This is a genomic window from Paenibacillus sp. ClWae2A (assembly GCF_032452295.1).
GTDB lineage: Bacteria > Bacillota > Bacilli > Paenibacillales > Paenibacillaceae > Paenibacillus.
The window spans coordinates 52057-72168 of the sequence record NZ_JAULSQ010000009.1 but is presented as its reverse complement, the minus strand read 5'-3'; the positions used below and the strand labels follow the sequence as shown (position 1 = coordinate 72168).

Here is a 20112-nt window from a genome sequence, read left to right as displayed (position 1 = left end):
TTCTCATTCTTCTCTTATATACTGATAAGCATCAGATCAACTGGGGATGATAAGAGAGTGCATAGGGGGAAACGTGATGACAGAGCATGAGCAGCGACCACCGGAGATGAAACGGCATGAACAGGGGAACAGTGGATGGGCGAAATCGCGAAGATCGCTCTGGTGGGGTGCAGGGTTTCTCGTTGTGCTGATTGTGGCAGCTGTTGTGTGGTGGAAGCCGTGGCAATCAACTGGTGTTGTACTTACAGCAGATGCGGCAGCCCAATCCGTACTGGATCAATATCCAGGAGAGATTGTGAATTCCACGTTGAAGGACGGGACGTATATCATGCAGCTCCGCTCGGAGACCGGACTGTATGATGTGCAGGTGGATGCCGTCACGGCTACGGTGAATTCCATTAAACGGCTGGAGTCGAACCCCCAAGCGGAAGAGAAGACGTTATGGAGCCGCGAGCAGATCAAGACGGCGTTGTTAAAACAACAAACAGATAACCAATTGGTCTCGCTTGAACTTGTGGAGCAGCAAGGCAGTCCGGTATACACCGCGGTAGTGAAGGCGAAGGATAACAGCCGTGAAGAACTCACGATTGATCCATACACGGGAGAGACGATATCTTCCAAAGTAATAGCAGCCCCGACAACTGAACCAACCAAAGATGATCCCAAACCTCAGTTTCTGAGCGAAAAACAAGCGAAGCAGAAGGCACTTGCAGAGGTCCCGGGAGAAGTGGACGACATCGAACTGCGTGGAACCAATAGCGGGAATCCGTATTATCTGGTTGAAATTGATCTGGAGGATGGCCGGGAAGCCATTGTGCAGGTGAATGCCATCTCGGGAGCGATTCGTTCCGTGACTTGGGATGAGGACGATGATTAACATGTTACAAGGAACACATTAAATATAGTGTTAAACTGCTTTAGAGAGATGATTCCTAGTTTAGGGGTCATCTTTTTCAATTAGATGAACAATGAATACCTGTTAAATGAGTATTCTCTTCATTTTCTCATCAAATTCTAATCTAACTCTCGCTGATCTCTCATTCCTGCAGGTTATTCTATAAATGTAGACGAGAACGAAAACAACAACAACGAGGAGATGAATGATGATGATGAACAAACATAAACTTTGGATTGGTAGCTTGTCAGCAGCAGTATTACTTGGTGGATCGGCCGTAGCGGCTAGCGGGAATGTGAACGGACAATCGGTGCAAACTACACCAACGTCAACAACACAATCTGTAACACAGAATCAGAACAGCACAGGTAAAATGCTGAATGCATCACAAGCGAAAGCGTTGGCGTTAAAAGCAGCCGATGGTAAAGTGGATGACGTGGATCTGGAGCGTAGAAACGGCCAAACGTTCTATGAAGTTGAGATCGACAGAAAAGGAACCAATGATGTTGTCGTTCGTCTGGATGCTTATACAGGCAAAATTCTTGCGGTTGTGAATGATGAGGACTACGATGATGACGACGATTATAAAGGTACTGCAACAGGCAACACGTCCAATAACTCTGTTTCCAAGCAGGTCAAATTGACGGCGTCCCAAGCTTCAAACATTGCGTTGAAACAAGTTACGGGTGGCAAAGTAACCAAAGTCGAGCTGGATCATGATGATGGTCGCTATGTGTATGAGATCGAGCTGAGAACCGCTCAAGGTGAAGCAGATGTAGATATCGATGCCAACACAGGTAAAGTGTTATCGTTTGACCAGGATTTTGACGACCAAGATTAAGCAATAAGGGCGAGTATACGCCGATAAAACATCATATAAAAACCTGTCTATGAACAGCCGCACACAGCTAGAGATCGTTACATCATGGAGGGGCAGGGCAGGTATAGCAGAGGACGCTTCGGGGGAAGCGTCTTTTTGCTGTTGATCGAGAGAGCGGAGTATAAAATTGTACATCTTCCGCCGGATTGTTCACTATTCGAGCAGGAACGTGGCGGATACAATCGGAATCAGGGAGGTGAACGCTCAGCCAGTATTGCCAGGAATTCTAATGCTGAAATGCATCATCGATCGGAGGCAGATAAGACATATCGATTTTCTTTTATGTAAGCGCTTCACAAAAAACATGGAGGTGCATTACGATATGGCTATGAACGATGGATGGTTGAAAAAGAATACACATTCACGTCGCTTTACCCGCCGCTTAAGTTATCTGCTTGCTTTGGTTTTGGCGCTGCAATCAATAGGCATGCTGCTCGCACCCGGACCGAATGCTTCAGCTGCTCCGCTCAGTGTAACGAACGGGGTACAGTTCAAGGATACCAATGGCAATGTCGTTCATGCCCATGGGGGCGGGATGATCAAGGCAAACGGGTATTATTACTGGTTTGGAGAGAACCGCAATACGAATGGAACGTTCAAGGCGGTATCGGTGTATCGTTCATCGGATCTGAAGAACTGGGAGTATCGCAATGATGTGCTGACCAGCAACTCGGCTGCCGAACTAAATATCTCCAACATTGAACGTCCGAAAGTCATCTATAACAGTTCGACTGGCAAATACGTGCTTTGGATGCATAAAGAGAATGGTCTGGATTATGGCGAGGCCCGAGTGGCGGTAGCTACTTCGAATACGGTTGATGGCAACTACACGTATGTGGGCAGTTATCGTCCACTTGGGTATGATTCCAGAGACATGACGGTATACAACGATAACGGAACCGCTTATCTGATCTCTGCGACCCGAGTGAATGCAGATCTGAATATATATAAGCTGACCCCGGATTTTCTGGGTGTGGAATCCCTAGTCACAACGCTGTGGCCTGGACAATATCGTGAAGCACCGGCCCTATTCAAAAAAGACGGCGTCTACTTCCTGATCACTTCAGGTGCTACTGGCTGGAATCCGAATCAGGCCAAATATGCGACAGCCTCCAGCATTACAGGCACATGGAGCGGCCTTAGCAATTTTGGAGACAGCACAACGTATGGTTCCCAATCCACCTATGTTGTTCCTGTAGAAGGTTCACAGACCACCTCCTATCTTTACATGGGTGATCGCTGGGCTGGTGCATGGAGCGGACCTGTGCAGGATTCCAAGTATGTCTGGCTGCCACTTTCATTCCCGAGTGCAACCAGTCTGGCGATGAACTGGGCCAGCAGTATTACGATTGATACAGCAACAGGGACTGTGACCGGAGTGAGTACACCGGATGTCTGGGACCCGAATGCTTCATATCAGTTGATTAGCCGTAAAAGCAACAAGTTGCTAAATGTCATCGGGGGTTCTTCCGCCAACGGTGCGGATTTGGAGCAGCGAGCAGATGGGGGAACAACAAGTCAACAGTGGCAGATTACCGATGCGGGTGGCGGTTATGTCAAAATCATCAACCGTTCCAGTGGTAAACTAATCGGTGTGGAGAATGGTGCCACGACCGATGGGGCTGTCATCGAACAGTGGAATGATGGGGGCTGGGCCAGCCAGCAATGGCAACTAGTCAGTGTAGGCGGTGGTTATTATAAACTGAAGAACCGCAGTACCGGCAAGGTGTTGGACATTTCCGGTCAATCCCTGGCAGATGGGGCAGCAGCCATCCAGTGGACGGATAATGGCGGTACGAATCAGCATTTTCAGATTGTTAAGGTGCAATAAGACTTTTAGATAGTAGAAAATAAGATTCAAAATAATGTGGAAGCCCTTGTCTCTTACCATAAGGTGGGACAGGGGCTTTGTGATGTGTTCACGCTTGTGATGTGATGCTCTTACTCGAAGGGGATATCCAGATGATGGCTCATATCGTGACCTATTTCCGATCAGAATCATACCAAACTGTGGTAAACTAGTAGAATTGTAGAAAAAGATAGAGACAGGAGCTGGATAACGAAGTGAGTGAACAACAAGTGCTATCCATTGAAAGCTTGCGTATGAGATACAACGGACGTTATGTGCTGAATGGCATCGATCTGGAAGTGAATCGCGGTGAGATGATTGGATATATTGGTCCGAATGGGGCTGGCAAAAGTACAACGGTTAAGATTTTACTCGGGCTGGTTGAAGGATATGTAGGCACGGTGCGAATCTTTGGTAAAGATATTGCGGATGGGGATGTAGAGTATAAACGCAGAATTGGCTATGTTCCGGAGGTGGCGGAATTGTACGAGCAATTAACGCCTGCGGAGTATCTGACATTCACGGGGGAGTTATACGGCATGTCCTATGAAGATGCAGATTACAAAGCCAAGCTGCTAATGGATTGTTTTGGACTCGAAAAATCATATCATTCCCGCATTGCATCCTTTTCCAAAGGCATGCGGCAGAAAGTGCTGTTAATCTCTGCGCTGCTGCATGACCCGGATCTCTTGTTCCTGGATGAACCTCTCAGCGGACTGGACGCCAATAGTGTGATGGTGGTCAAAGAGATTTTATCGCAGTTGTCAGCCAAAGGTACAACCATCTTCTATTCGTCCCACATCATGGATGTAGTGGAGAAGATCAGCAGTCGGATTGTACTGATCGCTGAAGGACGCGTCGTGGCAGATGGTACGTTTAAGCAGCTTCAACAGCAGTCCATGGAAGGGACGTTGGAGGAAGTATTTAATCAATTGACAGGCTTCAATGAGCACAAAGCCATTGCGGAGCGATTTGTATCGATTGTGCAGGAGGTGTACTGATATGGAGGAATCCTCCGACTTCCGCACACTCAAGATTCTGGATCGCTTTCGTCCGCTCATCGCCAGAACAGGGGCGGATTATGATGTGCTGCGCCTGATCTTGCGAGTGAAGTTCCAGATGGATCAACGCAGAGTTCCTACCATTTTATCCAACAATTCAGGGAAAAAAGAGCGCAAGGAAGGTAATCAGTTTCATCGATCCCTGTGGTTGTATGGATTAATGGGACTGATGATGGTTCCCTTTATTGTGTGGGATACAGGGCATTTCATGCTACAGATGGGTCTGGTGTTCGGCATCTTGATGTTTATGATCATGACGTCCATGATCTCGGATTTTTCCTCCGTGCTGCTGGATATTCGGGATCGTAATATCATTATGACGAAACCCGTTAATGGGCGAACGGTGGGTATGGCCCGAGCCATTCACGCAGGCGTCTATCTGCTGCTGCTGACGGGTTCATTAACCGGTATACCGCTAATTGCCGCGTTGGTGACGCATGGGATCGGATTCTTTTTGATCTTCCTCGTGGACTTAATTCTGATCAATATGCTGATTCTGGTGACAACGTCCCTGATCTATCTGTTCATGATGAAGTTTCTGGATGGTGAGAAGCTGAAGGATATGATCAATATGGTGCAGATTCTGCTTTCCGTGGGGATTGCGATCGGTTATCAGCTGGTCATCCGTTCGTTCAGTATTATTGATTTTGGTATGGTATTTACCCCGGCTTGGTGGCAGTTGCTGTTGCCTCCGTTATGGTATGCGGCTGCCTATGAATGGTTATTCGCGGGCGGTGGGAATGTGTGGATATATACCTTCACAGCATTGGCTGTCTTGGTTCCGGTGGTAAGTCTGATCGTATATGTGAAGCTTATGCCATCCTTTGAATTGTATTTGGAGAAAATGGCACATTCGGGTCAGTCCTCCGGACGCAGACGTGGAAGATGGGATCGGTTGATCTCCAAGGTGGTCAGTCGTTCGAGAGAGGAGCAGGCTTGCTTCCGTCTGTCAGCCAGCATGATGCGTAATGAAAGGGAATTCAAACTAAAGGTGTATCCATCGCTTGGTTTATCATTTGTTTTACCTTATGTATTTTGGTTTACCGAATTGCAATCCTCCACCTGGGCGGAGTTTAGGCAAAGTTCGTTTGTATACACCTTTTACATCGTGCTGATGTTGGTTGTAACGGTGGTGGTCATGCTGAAATTTTCGGGACAATACAAGGCATTCTGGACCTTTCGCGCTGCACCGATGGCGAATGATAGCGCATTATATAAAGGCGCTCTGAAGGCATTCTTATGCAACATGTTCCTGCCTGTATTTCTGGCAAATGCCATTTTGTTCACCTGGACATTTGGATTAAGGATACTGCCGGATATTGCGATTATTATGCTGACGGCTACTGCGCTTGTGCCACTGGCAGGCAAGTTGTTGCTGCGTAAGCCGCCGTTCTCCCAATCCTTCAGTATGGCGCAGCAAAGTGATGGCTGGTATGTATTTGCCGCCCTTCCTGTGCTTGCTATGTTATGGGGTGTCCATGTCTTTTTCCGATCAATGTCAGGGGGGATTTGGATCTATGGTGCGCTACTGATCGTGGCGAATTTGTTGTTGTGGACGCTGCTGTATCGAGAGAAGAAGACACCGGAGAAAAGGTCGGTTGCAGTTTGAGAAGTTGCAGTAGTAGTGAAAGAGAGTAAGAGCGCTAAACGATAAGAGAGGGTAAAAGAGCTAACCTAGACGCTGATGTCGGGGTTAGCTCTTTTGATAAGTGATCCTACCCCATAGAACTCTCGTCCGCAACGCTAACGAATCTGAGACAACCTATTGGGGGGATTAATCAGAAATATAAATTCTAACGAACCTCAGGAACGCTAACCTTCGGAAAAGTAGTTATTTAGCTTGAAAAAGGACCAAATTAGGCGTAATAACGTGTCTGAGATTCGTTAGATATTAGATCCATGCTAAAAGGGGCTAATAACGTGTATCAAGTTCATTAAAATGGAGTGAAGCAGTGGAGGCTCACTTTCGGTACATCGAAATATTGAAATCGAGCGAAGCCCATGATGAGTTCCAGGTAATACTAAACTTTGGACCAATAGGGTGGCGGCGGATGTGTTGGCGGTATGAATATACTTAGGTGACAGGGTGTTTGCATACAGAAGCTGTGTCCAGTGTAGTAATAAGGACTAGCAGTAGCGTCGCGCCCTATCTCTTATCGCCTGCTCGGAGGATGGATTCCGCCAGCCGATCCGCTGCATCCGCAGTGGAGGTTGCAGTTTGCGTAGCTTCTGCGTATACCTTGCTTAGCGTGCCTGCAATCCCCGCCACTTTTTGGCGGATCAGGTCAGGCCCGGCGCCTTCCAGCTCGTAGGCGGTGGAGATGATTCCGCCTGCGTTGAGCACATAATCAGGCGCGTATAGGATACCGCACGCCTGCATGCGGCCTGCAACCAGCTGTCGTTCACTCAGCTGGTTGTTGGCCGCCCCGGCAACGATGGAGCAGCGCAGCTCCTCCACCGTTGCCGGGGTCAGTACGCCCCCTAGGGCACAGGGGGCGAAGACCTTGCAGTCAGCGGCGTGGATATGGGCCGGATCGGCCGGGATGGCGCCGCTGAACTGCACAAGGGCACGTTGTACACGCTCCGGTACAACGTCTGCCACAATGAGCCGTGCCCCGGCTGCATGCAGGTAACGGCACAGGGCATACCCGACCTTGCCCAGTCCCTGGACGGCAACGGGAATGCCCTGCAAAGATGCAATGCCTTGCTGGCGCAGCGAGGTCACAATGCCGATGTGTACGCCATAGGCGGTCATCTCGGCAGTGAAGTCATCCTGCGCCCCAAGCGAACCCGTGGTGTCCGTCACATGTGCGGTCTCCAGTCGGATCTGGTCCATGTCTGTCGCCGTGGTACCCAGATCAAGACCGGTCACGTACCGTCCGTTCAGCCGCTCCAGACAACGACCCAGTGCGCGAAAGCGCTGCGCCCGCTTGGATACGTCCGTATCCAGGCTTTTATCTATACGATCAGCACCCTGATCGGCGACGACTTCCCGTTCAGCGGCAGCGCCCTTTTGCTGCTCTACCCCTAGATCTCCAGCGACCTGCTCAGCACTTTGAGATCCGCAACCATCCTCATCCGGTTTTGCATTTTTCGCAATAGGCACATTCCATATGACCACTTTCCCGCCACCATACGGCAGTCCGGAGATTGCATTTTTGTACGTCATGCCTCTGGCAAGCTTCACAGCATCCCGAACAGCTTCTTCCTCGGACGCATAAGTCCAGTAGCGGCATCCGCCGAGCGCAGGTCCAAGGGCCGTGTTATGAATGGCAATGACTGCCCTCAATCCACTATCTGCATCATGGCAAAAAATGAGTTCCTCCATGCCTTCCCGCTCCATCTCCTGCCATAGCTGCATGACGGTACCCCCTTTTTGTTTTGACCCATCCATCCTGGTTCTGACCTGATATCTTGTGTGATCGTGCTCGGTTTTATGATGATACAGCATATTCAAAGACCCCTGTTTTCGACCCTGGGACCTCCGCCGGGTTGATAATCGGTACAAACGGTTCTATAATGGCAGTTCCGGCTTGCCAGAGAGCAGAAAATGCCTACGGATTTACATCCAACCGTTTAGAATGAGGGTATAACGTCCAATGATGGAGATAGAGCGAACATACAGGAAGCATAGATGATACGAAATCGTCGAGGATATGCAGCAAAGGGCCAATTCCGTTGTGAAGGCCAGGAAAGAGGGATTGTTATTGTTTAAAATATTGGTATTTATCTTTTTGATCCAGATTGTATATGTATCGGCTTATACATTACGGATGATTCTGACACTCAAAGGACAGAAATACATCGCCGCATTGATCAGCATGGGTGAGATTGTGATCTATGTACTCGGTCTGAATCTGGTGCTCAAATATCTGACCCAGCCTTCTGCCTTGATCGTGTATGCGGTGGGATACGGACTTGGTGTGCTGCTCGGAGCCTGGATTGAAGAAAAGATTGCACTCGGTTACGTCACCGTTAAAGTGATCTGTAACCAGATGGGCGGCAACGTTGCGAATGCCCTGCGGGATAAAGGGTACGGGGTCACCGCATGGGTGGGCAGTGGACGTGATGGGGATCGGCTTGTGATGGAGATTCTGGCGAAACGCAAAAACCAGAAATTGCTCTATCAGACAATTCTCGATCTGGATCCCAAAGCATTTGTCATTACCGTGGAGCCCAAACAGTTCCATGGCGGCTTCTGGACACGTTCTATCAAAAAGTAAAATCGAGCAGGTCTGCGGCAGATGCAGTCCTGCTTTTTTAATTTCATCCCGTCTGGAAAGTTCTTGTTGCCACGATATCTCCCTGAAACCTCACTTCCCAAGTTAACTCTGTACGATTCAAGGTTGCTTCCAGTACAAACCCTCACCACATCAGCATTTCCACCTGAAAGTGAGATAGGGATTATTGTTGTAATCGCTTTCAACATTTACATTGAGAACATGTCCTTCGTACCTGGCATGGCAGCGATGGACGAATGTCATCATCATATTTTGGGAGGAATGGAATCGATGAAAACTAAATTTCGAAGCTGGTGCAGCACAGCCTTGGCTATAACGTTGGGGCTAACATTATTGTCCGGACCAGCAAGTGTGCAGGCAGCGGGTAACGCGGACTACAATCTTACAGGCTTCTCCCAAGGGAACGCGGGCGGCGGCATCATTAGCGAATCTAACACAGCCACGTATAAGAAAGTGTATAATGCGACCGATCTGGCATTGGCTCTGAAAAAGAACTCCGGTGTCAAAGTTGTTGAGATCATGAACGATCTGAATCTGGGATGGAATGAAATTCCGAGCGCAGCGCAGACTTCTCCTTTTGCCAAGCATAATGATGCGCTGACGCATCCCGTATTGAAACAGACCGGTGTTAGCAAGCTCACGATTGATGGTTTCAATGGACTCACGATTTTCTCCGCCAATGGCTCCAAAATCAAACACGCTGCGATCAGCGTGAAACGAAGCTCCAACGTCATTATCCGGAACCTGGAATTCGATGAGTTATGGGAATGGGATGAATCCACCAAAGGTGATTACGACAAGAACGATTGGGATTACATCACCCTGGAGGAGAACAGCAACGTATGGATCGATCACTGCACATTTAATAAAGCCTATGACGGACTCGTCGATTCGAAAAAAGGAACCAGTGGCGTGACCATCTCCTGGTCCCTTTTCAAAGGGGATGACGGCAGCTCGAACAGCTGGGTTACCCAGCAGATTAACGAATTGGAAGCAAACAAGGCTTCCTATCCCATGTACAACTACCTGCGCAGCAGTGCGGTAGGTCTTAGCAAAGCCGATATTATCGCCATCTCGGGACCACAAAAGAAAGGACATTTGGTTGGTTCGACCAGCTTGGAATCAGCTAACGCCAACCTGTCCATGACCCTGCACCATAACTTTTACAAAGATATTCAGGATCGGATGCCACGCCTGCGTGGAGGCAACGCACATGCATACAACATCGTGATGGATTCGACAGGGGCACGTGCCGCTAAAGCCAAAATTACAACAGCGATGGCAACAGCGATTGCGTCCAAAGGTTATAAGTTCGATATCATTGGCAATGGGGCAATCTCGACAGAGAGCGGAGCCGTATTAGTTGAGAAATCAGTCATTAAGGACGTGCTGTATCCTGTTCGCAACAATCAGACCGATCCGGCAGACCCAACCTATACCGGCAAAATCAGAGTGACCGATACCATGTATTCTTTGGATGGAAGCTCATTCCGTGGCAGCAGTGATACGTCTGGCAGTCCACTGGCGCCAATCCCGGCCGTGGTGAAATCGTTCTCGTGGAACGGTTTCTCAACACTTCCTTACAGCTATACCACGGATGATCCATCTACGTTAAATGCACGCCTCACGGCTTCGAATGGTGCGGGTTCGGGTAAATTGACCTGGTCCAAGGACAATTGGTTGAAGACAAGTTATTGATATCAGAGTAACCTGTTGCTTTTCATTCTTCAAACAAGGAAAAGAGTGCTCCTGCAGCTTCGATAGCCGGGAGTGCTCTTTTTATGTAATTTAGCTCCATAAAAAGTCATTAATACAAATTCACCTTGTAATTTTACTTACCGGTAAATATAATTTATTAGAATTGACCAATAAGGATGGTGAAGCAGCTTGGATGTATGGATATACTCCGCACTTACTCTTGTTTATGTGATACTTGTTGTTTGGATGGGCGTCGATTTAACCCAGAGGAAGCAATGGCTCGCGTATTCCAGTCTTCAGCTATTTGTAGCGTTCAGCTTGGCATATGATAATGGAATTATTGCTTTAGGTAATTTGATAGGGGAAGGGGAATTGTTAATTGTTCTTAGTAGCCTTCGATTTTGGCTACATGCCTTTGCTACCCCTACCCTTATTCTGGTTGGCTACCATATCTTGCGTAGCTCAGGTGCCAAGTTTGCAAATAGAAGTATAACGAATGTGGTAGCATGGCTGATAACGCTGGGTCTGGTTATCTACCAGATTGTAGGCTTTACTTTATCCGAGGTTAAAAATCTCAAGGTTATAGAAGAGTATGGAGTACTGAGATATATGGCAGAAGGTCATGGAGGTCCGCCGATGATGGTGATCATCGTGGGGCTTGTACTCTTATTTGTTAGCCTGATCGTTCTTTTCAAACATAAATGGGTATGGCTGTTTGTTGGGACTGCATTATTGTTTGTAGGACAGTTAATCTCCTTACCAGTGGAAACCGGAACTTTAACCAATGTGTATGAGTTAATCCTCATCCTCTCGATTTGGAGAACGACTACATTTTTGAAGAATTCAACAGATCATCGCCGTCGTTAAGCTCCGATGCATCAAAAAAGACTGGCCAGTAAGATAAAGGCCAGTCATCTGTGTTCGTTTATTTAATTGTATAATTCAGATATCCATAGTATCTGATGAGGCAGACACAGCACTCACCGAGTCACGATAGATGATGTTGCCTTTCACGTGTACACGGCCGAAACTGCGGTTTGGGTTGTCGACCTTTTTGAGCATGGACTGAACTGCCGTGCGCGCCATCTGTTCCACATCCACTTCAACAGTTGTCAGCTTGGGATCGGAGAGCATCGCATAGATATCATTATCAAAACCAACAACGGAGCATTGGCCAGGCACCTGAATATCCATGGAAGTCAGTTTCTGAACGAGCAGATGAGCGACCTGATCACAGTTGCATACAAAAGCGGTTGGCAGCTGTTCCGGCAGATCAATCTCAATAAACGTACCCCGTTCATCCCGATCATTCAGAACCAGATCCGGATTCATTGGCAACCGATGTTCCAGCAAGGATTTGTAATACCCGAGGAATCGGTCCTGGATACTGCTCGTGGAATACAGGTTCCCTACATAAGCAATGTTACGGTGGCCCTGCTGAACCAGATAGTTCGTCAGCTCATAGGCAGCGTAGAAGTTATCGGTAACGACGGAATCAATGTCCGAATGTTCATCGTAGAAGTCGAGAAACATTTTGGGAACTTCCATCGATCGCACCAGTTCAATATACTCTTTACTGATCTGTCCGAGCACGATGAAACCATCGACCTTGTTGTCACTGTACAGCTTGGGCAGCGTTAATTCTTCCTCATCCTCCACATTCAGAATGTGCAGAATACCATAGTAGCCCTGTTCCTCCAGATGTTTCGTAATGCGCTGGAACACGCGTACATAGAACGACTGCGTAGGCCCGGTAAAACGCTCCGGGATAATTACGCCAATATTATGGGTTAAGCCTTCCTTCATCGAACGGGCAGCGGCATTATACCGATAGCCCATTTCGATAGCAAGTACTTTAATTTTTTCCTTTAATTCGCCACTCACGCCATCTTTATCATTCAATGCTTTCGAGACGGTCACACTGCTGACCCCGAGCCTGTCGGCGATATCCCGCATGGTGATATTGTTCTTCAGTATGGTCGCCTCCTTCAAGCCGGTATAGGCACAATGTGCTGTCATTATGATGAGCACTTTCCTCCAACATAATAACAATCCATATCAGTATACATCGTTACCCACTTGGAATAAAGCCATTCTGGCTGTTGTTTCGCTAATTTTCAGCACATTGCAGGTTTCCCTGAGAGGACGCTCTACCGATGTTATGTCAATTGTTTCTGTAGAAGCTTCTCATTCTGTTCAATCATCTGACCCCGTTGGCTAGCACAGTCCAAGGAACGATATGGATCAGCCGGTGTATTGAACGTATAATCGACCAGTTTTTCCAACGTGGTTGTTGCCACATGACAGCGGGTATCACTGGATGCGTAATAGATAAAGACTTCTTCTTTCTCATTGACCACAGCCCCGTTGCAGAAAATAACATTGGACACATCGCCTACACGCTCGTCGTCATAAGGGGCAATGAAGTGGCCTCCCGGCTTGGCAATCATACGCGCCGGATCATTCAGATCCGTAGCGAATGTATATAACACGTAACGCAGGCCTGCTGCGGTATTCCGAACTCCGTGAGCAATGTGAATCCAGCCACGATCCGTCTTGAGCGGAGCAGGGCCCTGACCATTTTTGACCTCGTAGACTGTATGATATTGCCGTTCGTCGATAACCGTCTCTTCATGAATGACAGGGTTCAAGATATCCTCACACAGACCAAAGGCGATTCCGCCACCACTGCCAGTTGAGATGAATCCGTCCTGCGGACGGGTGTAGAAGGCATACTTTCCATCCACGAATTCCGGGTGCAATACGACATTGCGCTGTTGAGGGGAATTCGTTGTGATGTTGGGCAACCGTTCCCAGCTTGTAAGATCCCGTGTACGGACCAGTCCTGCCTGTGCAACTGCGCTGGATGTATCAAATGCAGGAGCCTCCGGGTCTTTGCGTTCCGAGCAATAGATGCCATAGATCCAACCATCTTCATGTTGAACAAGGCGCATATCATACTGATTGGTTTCATCCGCATCGATATCATCCCAGACTAATGGTTTACCCGTGAAACGGAACCCGTCAATTCCATTGTCACTCTCCGCGAGCGTAAAGATCGATTTACGGTCCAATCCTTCCGTACGGATGACCATGACGTATTTGCCATTGAAATAGATGGCCCCTGGATTCAACGTCGCATTAATGCCCAGGCGTTCCATAAAGTGTGGGTTTGTCGTCTCATCCAGATCGAATCTCCAATGCAGCGGCACATGATGGCGAGTGATTACCGGATATTGATACCGATCATATACGCCATTGTAGAAGGAAGAATTGATCTCATTGGGGCGAGTAAGCAACTGCTCCTGTTTCTCCAGTAACTCCTTGTATTTCGGGTGTATCATTTTGATCCCATCCTCTCCATTAGTTCAATACAGAATCTGCTATTGTGATACGGGCATTTCCACGGTCCGGCAATTTCGCTCTGGTCAGGTATACCGTTTCCGTCAACCGACCAGTACCATTCCCCGCCTTCGCGCTGATCAATGATGTTTTCTTGCGTATAGGTCCACAAGCGTTCCACTCTCTCCAGAAACAGTGGATCACCTGTGCGCTGATACGCATTATAGAAGCCAACCATCGCCTCCGCCTGAACCCACCAAATGCGCTTCTCATCGATATGTTCACCTTCTTGTTCATTAAGCAGGGAACCATCTGCATTCACAGCCACATTGGAGATGTTATAGGCGATATCTGTAACCATCGCCGCGTAATCCGGATGTTGTTCCATCCCCAGAACTTTCAGTGTTTCGTCAATCAGCCAGCTGGCTTCAATCTCATGTCCGAACGAGCGCAGGTCAATGATGGATTCCCACTGTTTGTTGAAAAATACCCCGAGAAACTTGGTGTCTTGGTCATACACCCGTTCATATAGAATTCTGAGCAGGCGTTCCAGCGCCGCCTTCACTTGTTGATCCGGCCACACGCGATAGAGCGTGGTGTAGGCCTCTAACACATGGATATGCGTATTCATTGTGTAATCCGCAATCACCCCGTTTTCACTCAGCATTTCATTAGGCTGTTCATTCCAGGTGCGATCAAATTGTTCCTTGTACGCAGGTAGTTCAGCATCCAGACCTTTGTCCTCGATTAGCGCAAAGAGCGTTTTCGCAAGTTCCAATGCAGAAGCATCCCCGGTAGCCCGATAGTACTCACTAAGTGAATACACGCCGAATGATTGCGTATACACATGTTTGTTAGTATCCAGCGCTTCCCCTGTGTAATCTACCATCCAGTACATACCGCCATATTCAGTATCCATCACATGGTCAGCGAGAAAACGATAGGCGTGCTCCGCGTGATCGCGCCATCTTTCGTTTCCGGTAACCCGATAGGCTGCTGCAAAAGACCATAATTGCCGTGCCGTGGCGATCCCGCCTTTGGGGGCCTGTGGATTCACCTGAAGATCATTGCCAACCCAGCCGTAGAATCCACCGTGGATTGTATCTTTAAGGTTGGACCAGAAGGGTAAAATCTGCTTTTCCCAATGCGCCTTAATCTCAGATTGGAGTTGGGGTGTTTTTGTATTCATAAGTGAGCGCTCCTTCAACGTGTTACATAAATCTTAATATATAAATTGAACTAAAGAATATTTACACTGGCCACTCCGATGACAGAATAACCTTCCGATCGCTGTTATCCCCAGATTTTTTTGATTCCTTGTTATAAGGGGGAAATCGGGGGATAGCGTATGCTTCCGATGTAGCTTTCTTTCAGAAAGCTTTTAGGCGAACGCTCCGCTTCTTCAGGTTCTTTCTGTCCTCTACGTTTCGTGTAAATGTTTAATCAATACATATAGTTAAGTTAACGGTAACTTTATTAAACAATATTAGTGCCCTGAAAAACAGATGTCAACGAAATGCATCGCAATTTTTCTTGTTAAGTTATAAATAAATGAATTGACAGGTAAGCGTTACCATAATAGAATTCATCTTGTAACCTTAACGATAACTTAATTAAATCAAGAGAGGGGTCGAAACAATTGAGAAAAAACAAAGGTTGGATGATGTTGCTGATGATGCTGCTCATCACTTCACTACTTGCTGCATGTTCATCTGGAGGTGGATCTTCGCAGGCAGGGGAGGAGATCAGTACAGATCCGGCAGATATCAAAGGTGAAATAACTGTTCTGACGCAACGTACAGATATTGTGGATACCGTATTCAAAGATTACGCTGCTGAGTTCAATAAGGAATACCCGGATGTGAAAGTAAACTTCCAGGCACTGGCTGACTATGAAGGACAAGTGAAGATCCGTATGAGTACCAAGGATTATGGTGACGTTCTGATGATCCCGACCAGCGTTCCGATCGCGGATATCCCGGACTTTTTCGAGCCGCTCGGCACGTACGATGAACTGAAAGACAAATACACCGCTATTGAGGAACGCATGGTGGATGGCCAGGTATATGGTATTCCTACGGTTATCACGTTCTCCGGCATTATTTATAACAAACAAGTCTTCAAAGACGCAGGCATTACCGAATTGCCAAAAACACCGGAGCAATTCCAGGCTGCCCTTCAATTGGTCAAAGATAATACTGACGCGGTTCCGCTCTACACCAACTATGCATCCGGCTGGGCATTAACCCAATGGGAAGCAGACCTGCCAACGGTTGCAGGTAGCATAGATTACGTGAATGTGGACCAACCAAACACAGATGATAACTTTGTGCCTGGTCAGCCGCACTATGAACTGTACAAAGTGCTCTATGATGCAGCCAAGAACGGTCTAATCGAGAAAGATCCAACAACAACCGACTGGGAAAGCTCCAAAGCTGATCTTGCCAAAGGCAAAATCGCCACGATGGCACTGGGCTCTTGGGCGATCACACAGATCCAAGGCATGACGGATACCCCGGACGACATTGGATTCCTTCCTTTTCCTACGAATGCAAGCGAGGTTGTGGTACCACTTTCCGCCGACTATAACATCGGCATGAACGTGAACAGTGAGAACAAACCTGCTGCCAAAGCCTGGATTGACTGGTTCCTGGCGAAATCGAACTACGCAGTTGAACAGGGCGGCGGCATGGATGCAGACAAAAACGCGGAATTGCCACCCATTTTGGATCAATATAAAGACGTTAAATTCTCCACACTTACACCTGCCAAAGAAGGTCAGGAAGGTCTGGTTGACAAGATCGATAACGAAGGTGAAATTGGCCTCTGGCAGCCTGACTTCAAGAAACGCATTATCGAAGCGGGTATCGGTAACCGCAAGGAATCATATGACGACATCATGAAGGACCTAAATGACAAGTGGGTCAAAGCACGGGCAGAACTCACAAAATAATTGGATTAACGTAAGTGGACCAGGTAATGAATGGACTGCGGGGATATAGGAACCCATTTATGAATGGAGCATGGAGTATGTGGTATTGGAAAGCATGATACCCATGCTCTTCCCCCGGCAGTTATTCCGCAGGAATTCCATTGGACGGGAGTCTTTCGATATATAGGCGGGTGAACCGCTTGGAGGTGTGGAGAGCATGAAGTACTTAAAGGTTTCGAATTGGGGTTACTCAGCGCAACGCATATTTATCATCTGTGCCTTCTCAATTATTCCGCTGGCGTTGTTGTTCACGTTTGCATACTTACCGGTCATCAACATGTTCAAATACAGTTTCACCGATTGGAACGGATATAGCAAAAGGTTCGATTATGTTGGCTTTGAGAACTATACGCGCATATTCAGTGATCCCGAATACTTCAAAGTATTTATTGTCAGTTTGTACTACTTCGTGGCTACGTTTGTGCAGATGGGGTTGGCGCTTTATTTTGCCACAATTCTGAGTTTCAAAGTCCGAGGCAAAAACTTTTTTAAAGGCATATTGTTCTTCCCTTATTTGCTGAATGGTGTAGCCATCGGTTTTATCTTCCTCTTTTTCTTCAAACCAGACGGCACGCTCGATATGCTCATGCATGCTGTAGGGCTTGGACAATACACACAGCTCTGGCTCGGTAATCCGAATATTATCAATGTGTCTCTTGCAGGCGCATCGGTATGGAGATACATGGGATTCAACTTTATCATTTTCCTGGGTGCGATCTCCTCCATTCCGAAGGATGTGTATGAAGCATCCGATATTGACGGCGCCAATCGCTGGCAGCAATTCCGCCATATCATCCTGCCGAGTATAACACGCATCTTGCAGCTTAACCTGATCTTGGCCATTAGCGGCGCAATTAGTGCGTTCGATATTCCATATATCATGACCGATGGTTCCAACGGCAGTATGACATTTGTAATTCAGACGGTTCACTTGGCATTTAAATATGGCAAGCTGGGACTGGCATCCGCCATGGCAGTGGTGCTGCTCATGATCGTTATTCTTGTTACGCTTGTGCAGCGCGTCACCATGAAAGGGGAGGAATAAACGTGACACAACTCAAATACACCCTTGCGAGCGTGGTTAAATATGCTTCCCTCATACTTGCGGCGTTTATTGCACTGCTACCCATCGTGGTCATCCTGTTTGCATCCCTCAAAACGAATACGGAATATGCCACCAGCAGCCCGCTTGCCCCACCAGCCAACTGGCTAAACTTTGCGAACTATGCGAAGGCCTTTGTAGATGGAAACATGCTGGTTGGTTTCAAAAATACAATTATTATCCTGGTCATCTCCATTATCGGAGCAACCTTAACGGGTTCCATGATTGCGTATGTGCTGGATCGATTTAAATTCAAAGGTAAGAAAATCATGGTCGCGGCATTCCTGCTCGCTACCCTGATTCCAAGTGTTACAACGCAGGTTGCCACATTCCAGATCATCAACGCGCTCGACCTGTTCAACACACGCTGGGCAGCCATCGTCATGTACCTGGGTACAGATATCATCGCGGTTTATATCTTCCTGCAATTTCTTGGCTCCATCTCCAGTGCATTAGATGAATCCGCCATGCTGGACGGCGCATCGTATTTCACCATTTACTGGAGAATCATTCTGCCACTGTTGAAACCGGCGATTGTAACGGTCATCATCGTGAAGGGTGTGAACATCTACAACGATTTCTATACACCGTTCTTGTATATGCCGAAGGACAGTCTGCAGGTCATATCCACTGCCTTGTTCAAATTCAAGGGACCCTTTGGATCACAGTGGGAGGTCATCAGCGCCGGCATTATGATTGCCATTATACCAACCATGATCATCTTCTTACTACTACAGAAATACATCTACAACGGCTTCGCGCAAGGCTCTGTTAAATAAAAAAACGAAAGGCTATATGAAATGCATATTGAGAATGCACAGGAACGAGGAGGACAGAAAAAAGCTGGAGAAACGGAGTGGTCGCATTTATAACCGGATTTTCCCCTTTTATAAGGGGATCAAAAAAAATCTGGGGATAACGGCGATCGGAAGGTTGTTCTGTCATCAAAGTGGTCTAGTGTAATTTTAAGTATTCATTTCATAAAGCCTAACCGAAGGGAGAAATGAAAAATGTCAGTTGCTGAAACAAAAAACGTACACATTGTTGGGGATGCTTTGCCGAATATGCCTTGGGAGAACAAACCGGAGGGAACGGAAGGCCCGGTATGGAGACATTCGGCGAATCCGGTGGTTCCGCGTAACCCGGTCAAAGGCGTTGCCCGTATTTTCAACAGTGCTGTTGTACCGTATGAAGGAAAATTCATTGGGGTATTCCGCGCCGAAACCGTTAATGGCCGTCCGCACCTTCACATGGGCGCAAGCGAAGACGGATTGTCGTGGACAATTGAAGAGGAACGCATTGTATTTGTAGATGAAAATGGCGATTCGTTTATGCCGAACTATGCGTATGACCCGCGTCTGGTCAAAGTCGAGGATACGTATTACATCATCTGGTGTACTGATTTTTACGGTGCAGCACTCGGTCTAGCGAAGACGGATGACTTCAAAACATTTGTCCGCCTTGAAAATCCAATGCTACCGTTCAACCGTAATGGCGTGTTGTTCCCACGCAAAATCAACGATAACTATGTAATGTTGTCCAGACCGAGCGACAGTGGACATACGCCATTCGGGGATATCTTCCTGAGTGAAAGCCCGGATCTCGTGTATTGGGGCAAGCATCGTCATGTGATGAGCAAGGGCGGCCAAGGCTGGTGGCAATCGGTCAAAATTGGCGGCGGGCCCGCTCCAATCGAAACGTCCGAAGGTTGGCTGATGTTCTACCACGGTGTAACTGGAACCTGTAACGGTTTTGTCTATAGCATGGGTGCGGTCATTCTGGATCTGAATGAACCCTCCAAAGTAAAATATCGTTCGTCCAACTTCGTACTGACACCTGAAAAATGGTACGAGGAACAAGGCTTCGTTGATAACGTCATCTTCCCGTGCGCAACACTGCATGATGCCGAGACTGGACGTATTGCCATCTATTACGGTGCTGCCGACACGTATGTTGGCGTGGCTTACACGACCATCGAAGAGATCGTGAACTATGTGATCGAGACGGATGAAGTCATTGCAGGAGATCACGAGGAAGGCAAGCTGTAATGCA

General features: G+C 47.6%; 16 protein-coding genes. 12 read left to right on the top strand and 4 right to left on the bottom strand.

Annotated elements, in window-relative coordinates; genetic code table 11:
- Positions 1-76: 76 nt before the first annotated feature.
- From QVE09_RS22810 to QVE09_RS22790, 5 genes are all read left to right on the top strand, one after another.
- Positions 77-877 (top strand): PepSY domain-containing protein, encoded by an 801-nt coding sequence (locus QVE09_RS22810; RefSeq protein ID WP_315938640.1) that lies wholly within the window; start codon positions 77-79, stop codon positions 875-877.
- A 229-nt stretch (positions 878-1106) separates the two neighbouring features.
- Positions 1107-1736 (top strand): PepSY domain-containing protein, encoded by a 630-nt coding sequence (locus QVE09_RS22805; RefSeq protein WP_315938639.1) that lies wholly within the window; start codon positions 1107-1109, stop codon positions 1734-1736.
- A gap of 361 nt (positions 1737-2097) precedes the next feature.
- Complete coding sequence (locus QVE09_RS22800; protein WP_315938638.1) at positions 2098-3606, top strand: RICIN domain-containing protein; 1509 nt, start codon at positions 2098-2100, stop codon at positions 3604-3606.
- Between the two features lie 233 nt (positions 3607-3839).
- On the top strand, positions 3840-4625 hold the full coding sequence (locus tag QVE09_RS22795) for an ABC transporter ATP-binding protein (protein ID WP_047840868.1): 786 nt from the start codon (positions 3840-3842) through the stop codon (positions 4623-4625).
- Position 4626: 1 nt separating this feature from the next.
- On the top strand, positions 4627-6294 hold the full coding sequence (locus QVE09_RS22790; protein ID WP_315938637.1) for a hypothetical protein: 1668 nt from the start codon (positions 4627-4629) through the stop codon (positions 6292-6294).
- Positions 6295-6831: 537 nt separating this feature from the next.
- Here the strand turns inward: QVE09_RS22790 and QVE09_RS22785 are convergent.
- Positions 6832-8046: a Leu/Phe/Val dehydrogenase gene (locus QVE09_RS22785; protein WP_315938636.1), complete on the bottom strand. Its 1215-nt coding sequence runs from the start codon at positions 8044-8046 to the stop codon at positions 6832-6834.
- Between the two features lie 346 nt (positions 8047-8392).
- Between QVE09_RS22785 and QVE09_RS22780 the strand changes: the two genes are divergently transcribed.
- The 3 genes from QVE09_RS22780 (at position 8393) to QVE09_RS22770 (ending at position 11491) form a co-directional block, all read left to right on the top strand.
- Positions 8393-8908, top strand: coding sequence for a DUF2179 domain-containing protein (locus QVE09_RS22780; protein ID WP_062836740.1), 516 nt, complete (start codon positions 8393-8395; stop codon positions 8906-8908).
- A 288-nt stretch (positions 8909-9196) separates the two neighbouring features.
- Positions 9197-10624, top strand: coding sequence for a pectate lyase family protein (locus tag QVE09_RS22775; protein ID WP_315938635.1), 1428 nt, complete (start codon positions 9197-9199; stop codon positions 10622-10624).
- A 189-nt stretch (positions 10625-10813) separates the two neighbouring features.
- Positions 10814-11491 carry a hypothetical protein gene (locus QVE09_RS22770; protein ID WP_315938634.1) on the top strand — a complete coding sequence of 226 codons (678 nt, stop codon included), beginning with the start codon at positions 10814-10816 and terminating at the stop codon, positions 11489-11491.
- Between the two features lie 75 nt (positions 11492-11566).
- Here the strand turns inward: QVE09_RS22770 and QVE09_RS22765 are convergent, their stop codons facing one another.
- The 3 genes from QVE09_RS22765 to QVE09_RS22755 form a co-directional block, all read right to left on the bottom strand.
- Positions 11567-12643: a substrate-binding domain-containing protein gene (locus tag QVE09_RS22765; protein ID WP_307415670.1), complete on the bottom strand. Its 1077-nt coding sequence runs from the start codon at positions 12641-12643 to the stop codon at positions 11567-11569.
- A 140-nt stretch (positions 12644-12783) separates the two neighbouring features.
- A complete protein-coding gene (locus QVE09_RS22760) occupies positions 12784-13968 on the bottom strand; it encodes a glycoside hydrolase family 130 protein (RefSeq protein WP_315938633.1) in 1185 nt (394 codons plus the stop codon).
- The gene (locus QVE09_RS22755) at positions 13965-15155 is read right to left on the bottom strand and encodes an AGE family epimerase/isomerase (RefSeq protein WP_315938632.1); all 1191 of its coding nucleotides are present in this window, start codon (positions 15153-15155) and stop codon (positions 13965-13967) included. Before QVE09_RS22755 ends, QVE09_RS22760 begins: the two co-directional genes overlap by 4 nt.
- A 471-nt stretch (positions 15156-15626) precedes the next feature.
- Between QVE09_RS22755 and QVE09_RS22750 the strand changes: the two genes are divergently transcribed.
- The 4 genes from QVE09_RS22750 to QVE09_RS22735 all read left to right on the top strand — a co-directional run bounded on the left by QVE09_RS22750 (position 15627) and on the right by QVE09_RS22735 (position 20108).
- Positions 15627-16919 carry an ABC transporter substrate-binding protein gene (locus QVE09_RS22750; protein WP_397387085.1) on the top strand — a complete coding sequence of 431 codons (1293 nt, stop codon included), beginning with the start codon at positions 15627-15629 and terminating at the stop codon, positions 16917-16919.
- 196 nt (positions 16920-17115) lie between these two features.
- Positions 17116-18003, top strand: a complete 888-nt coding sequence (locus QVE09_RS22745; RefSeq protein WP_062836746.1) for a carbohydrate ABC transporter permease — start codon at positions 17116-17118, stop codon at positions 18001-18003.
- A 2-nt stretch (positions 18004-18005) separates the two neighbouring features.
- A complete protein-coding gene (locus tag QVE09_RS22740; protein ID WP_315938630.1) occupies positions 18006-18839 on the top strand; it encodes a carbohydrate ABC transporter permease in 834 nt (277 codons plus the stop codon).
- A gap of 231 nt (positions 18840-19070) precedes the next feature.
- The gene (locus tag QVE09_RS22735; RefSeq protein ID WP_315938629.1) at positions 19071-20108 is read left to right on the top strand and encodes a glycoside hydrolase family 130 protein; all 1038 of its coding nucleotides are present in this window, start codon (positions 19071-19073) and stop codon (positions 20106-20108) included.
- Positions 20109-20112: the final 4 nt, after the last annotated feature.

Coding starts and splice junctions, on each gene's coding strand:
- QVE09_RS22810 (WP_315938640.1), top strand. CDS start 77: ATGACAGAGCATGAGCAGCGACCACCGGAGATGAAACGGCATGAACAG.
- QVE09_RS22805 (WP_315938639.1), top strand. CDS start 1,107: ATGATGAACAAACATAAACTTTGGATTGGTAGCTTGTCAGCAGCAGTA.
- QVE09_RS22800 (WP_315938638.1), top strand. CDS start 2,098: ATGGCTATGAACGATGGATGGTTGAAAAAGAATACACATTCACGTCGC.
- QVE09_RS22790 (WP_315938637.1), top strand. CDS start 4,627: ATGGAGGAATCCTCCGACTTCCGCACACTCAAGATTCTGGATCGCTTT.
- QVE09_RS22785 (WP_315938636.1), bottom strand. CDS start 8,046: ATGCAGCTATGGCAGGAGATGGAGCGGGAAGGCATGGAGGAACTCATT.
- QVE09_RS22775 (WP_315938635.1), top strand. CDS start 9,197: ATGAAAACTAAATTTCGAAGCTGGTGCAGCACAGCCTTGGCTATAACG.
- QVE09_RS22765 (WP_307415670.1), bottom strand. CDS start 12,643: ATGACAGCACATTGTGCCTATACCGGCTTGAAGGAGGCGACCATACTG.
- QVE09_RS22760 (WP_315938633.1), bottom strand. CDS start 13,968: ATGATACACCCGAAATACAAGGAGTTACTGGAGAAACAGGAGCAGTTG.
- QVE09_RS22755 (WP_315938632.1), bottom strand. CDS start 15,155: ATGAATACAAAAACACCCCAACTCCAATCTGAGATTAAGGCGCATTGG.
- QVE09_RS22750 (WP_397387085.1), top strand. CDS start 15,627: ATGATGTTGCTGATGATGCTGCTCATCACTTCACTACTTGCTGCATGT.
- QVE09_RS22745 (WP_062836746.1), top strand. CDS start 17,116: ATGAAGTACTTAAAGGTTTCGAATTGGGGTTACTCAGCGCAACGCATA.
- QVE09_RS22735 (WP_315938629.1), top strand. CDS start 19,071: ATGTCAGTTGCTGAAACAAAAAACGTACACATTGTTGGGGATGCTTTG.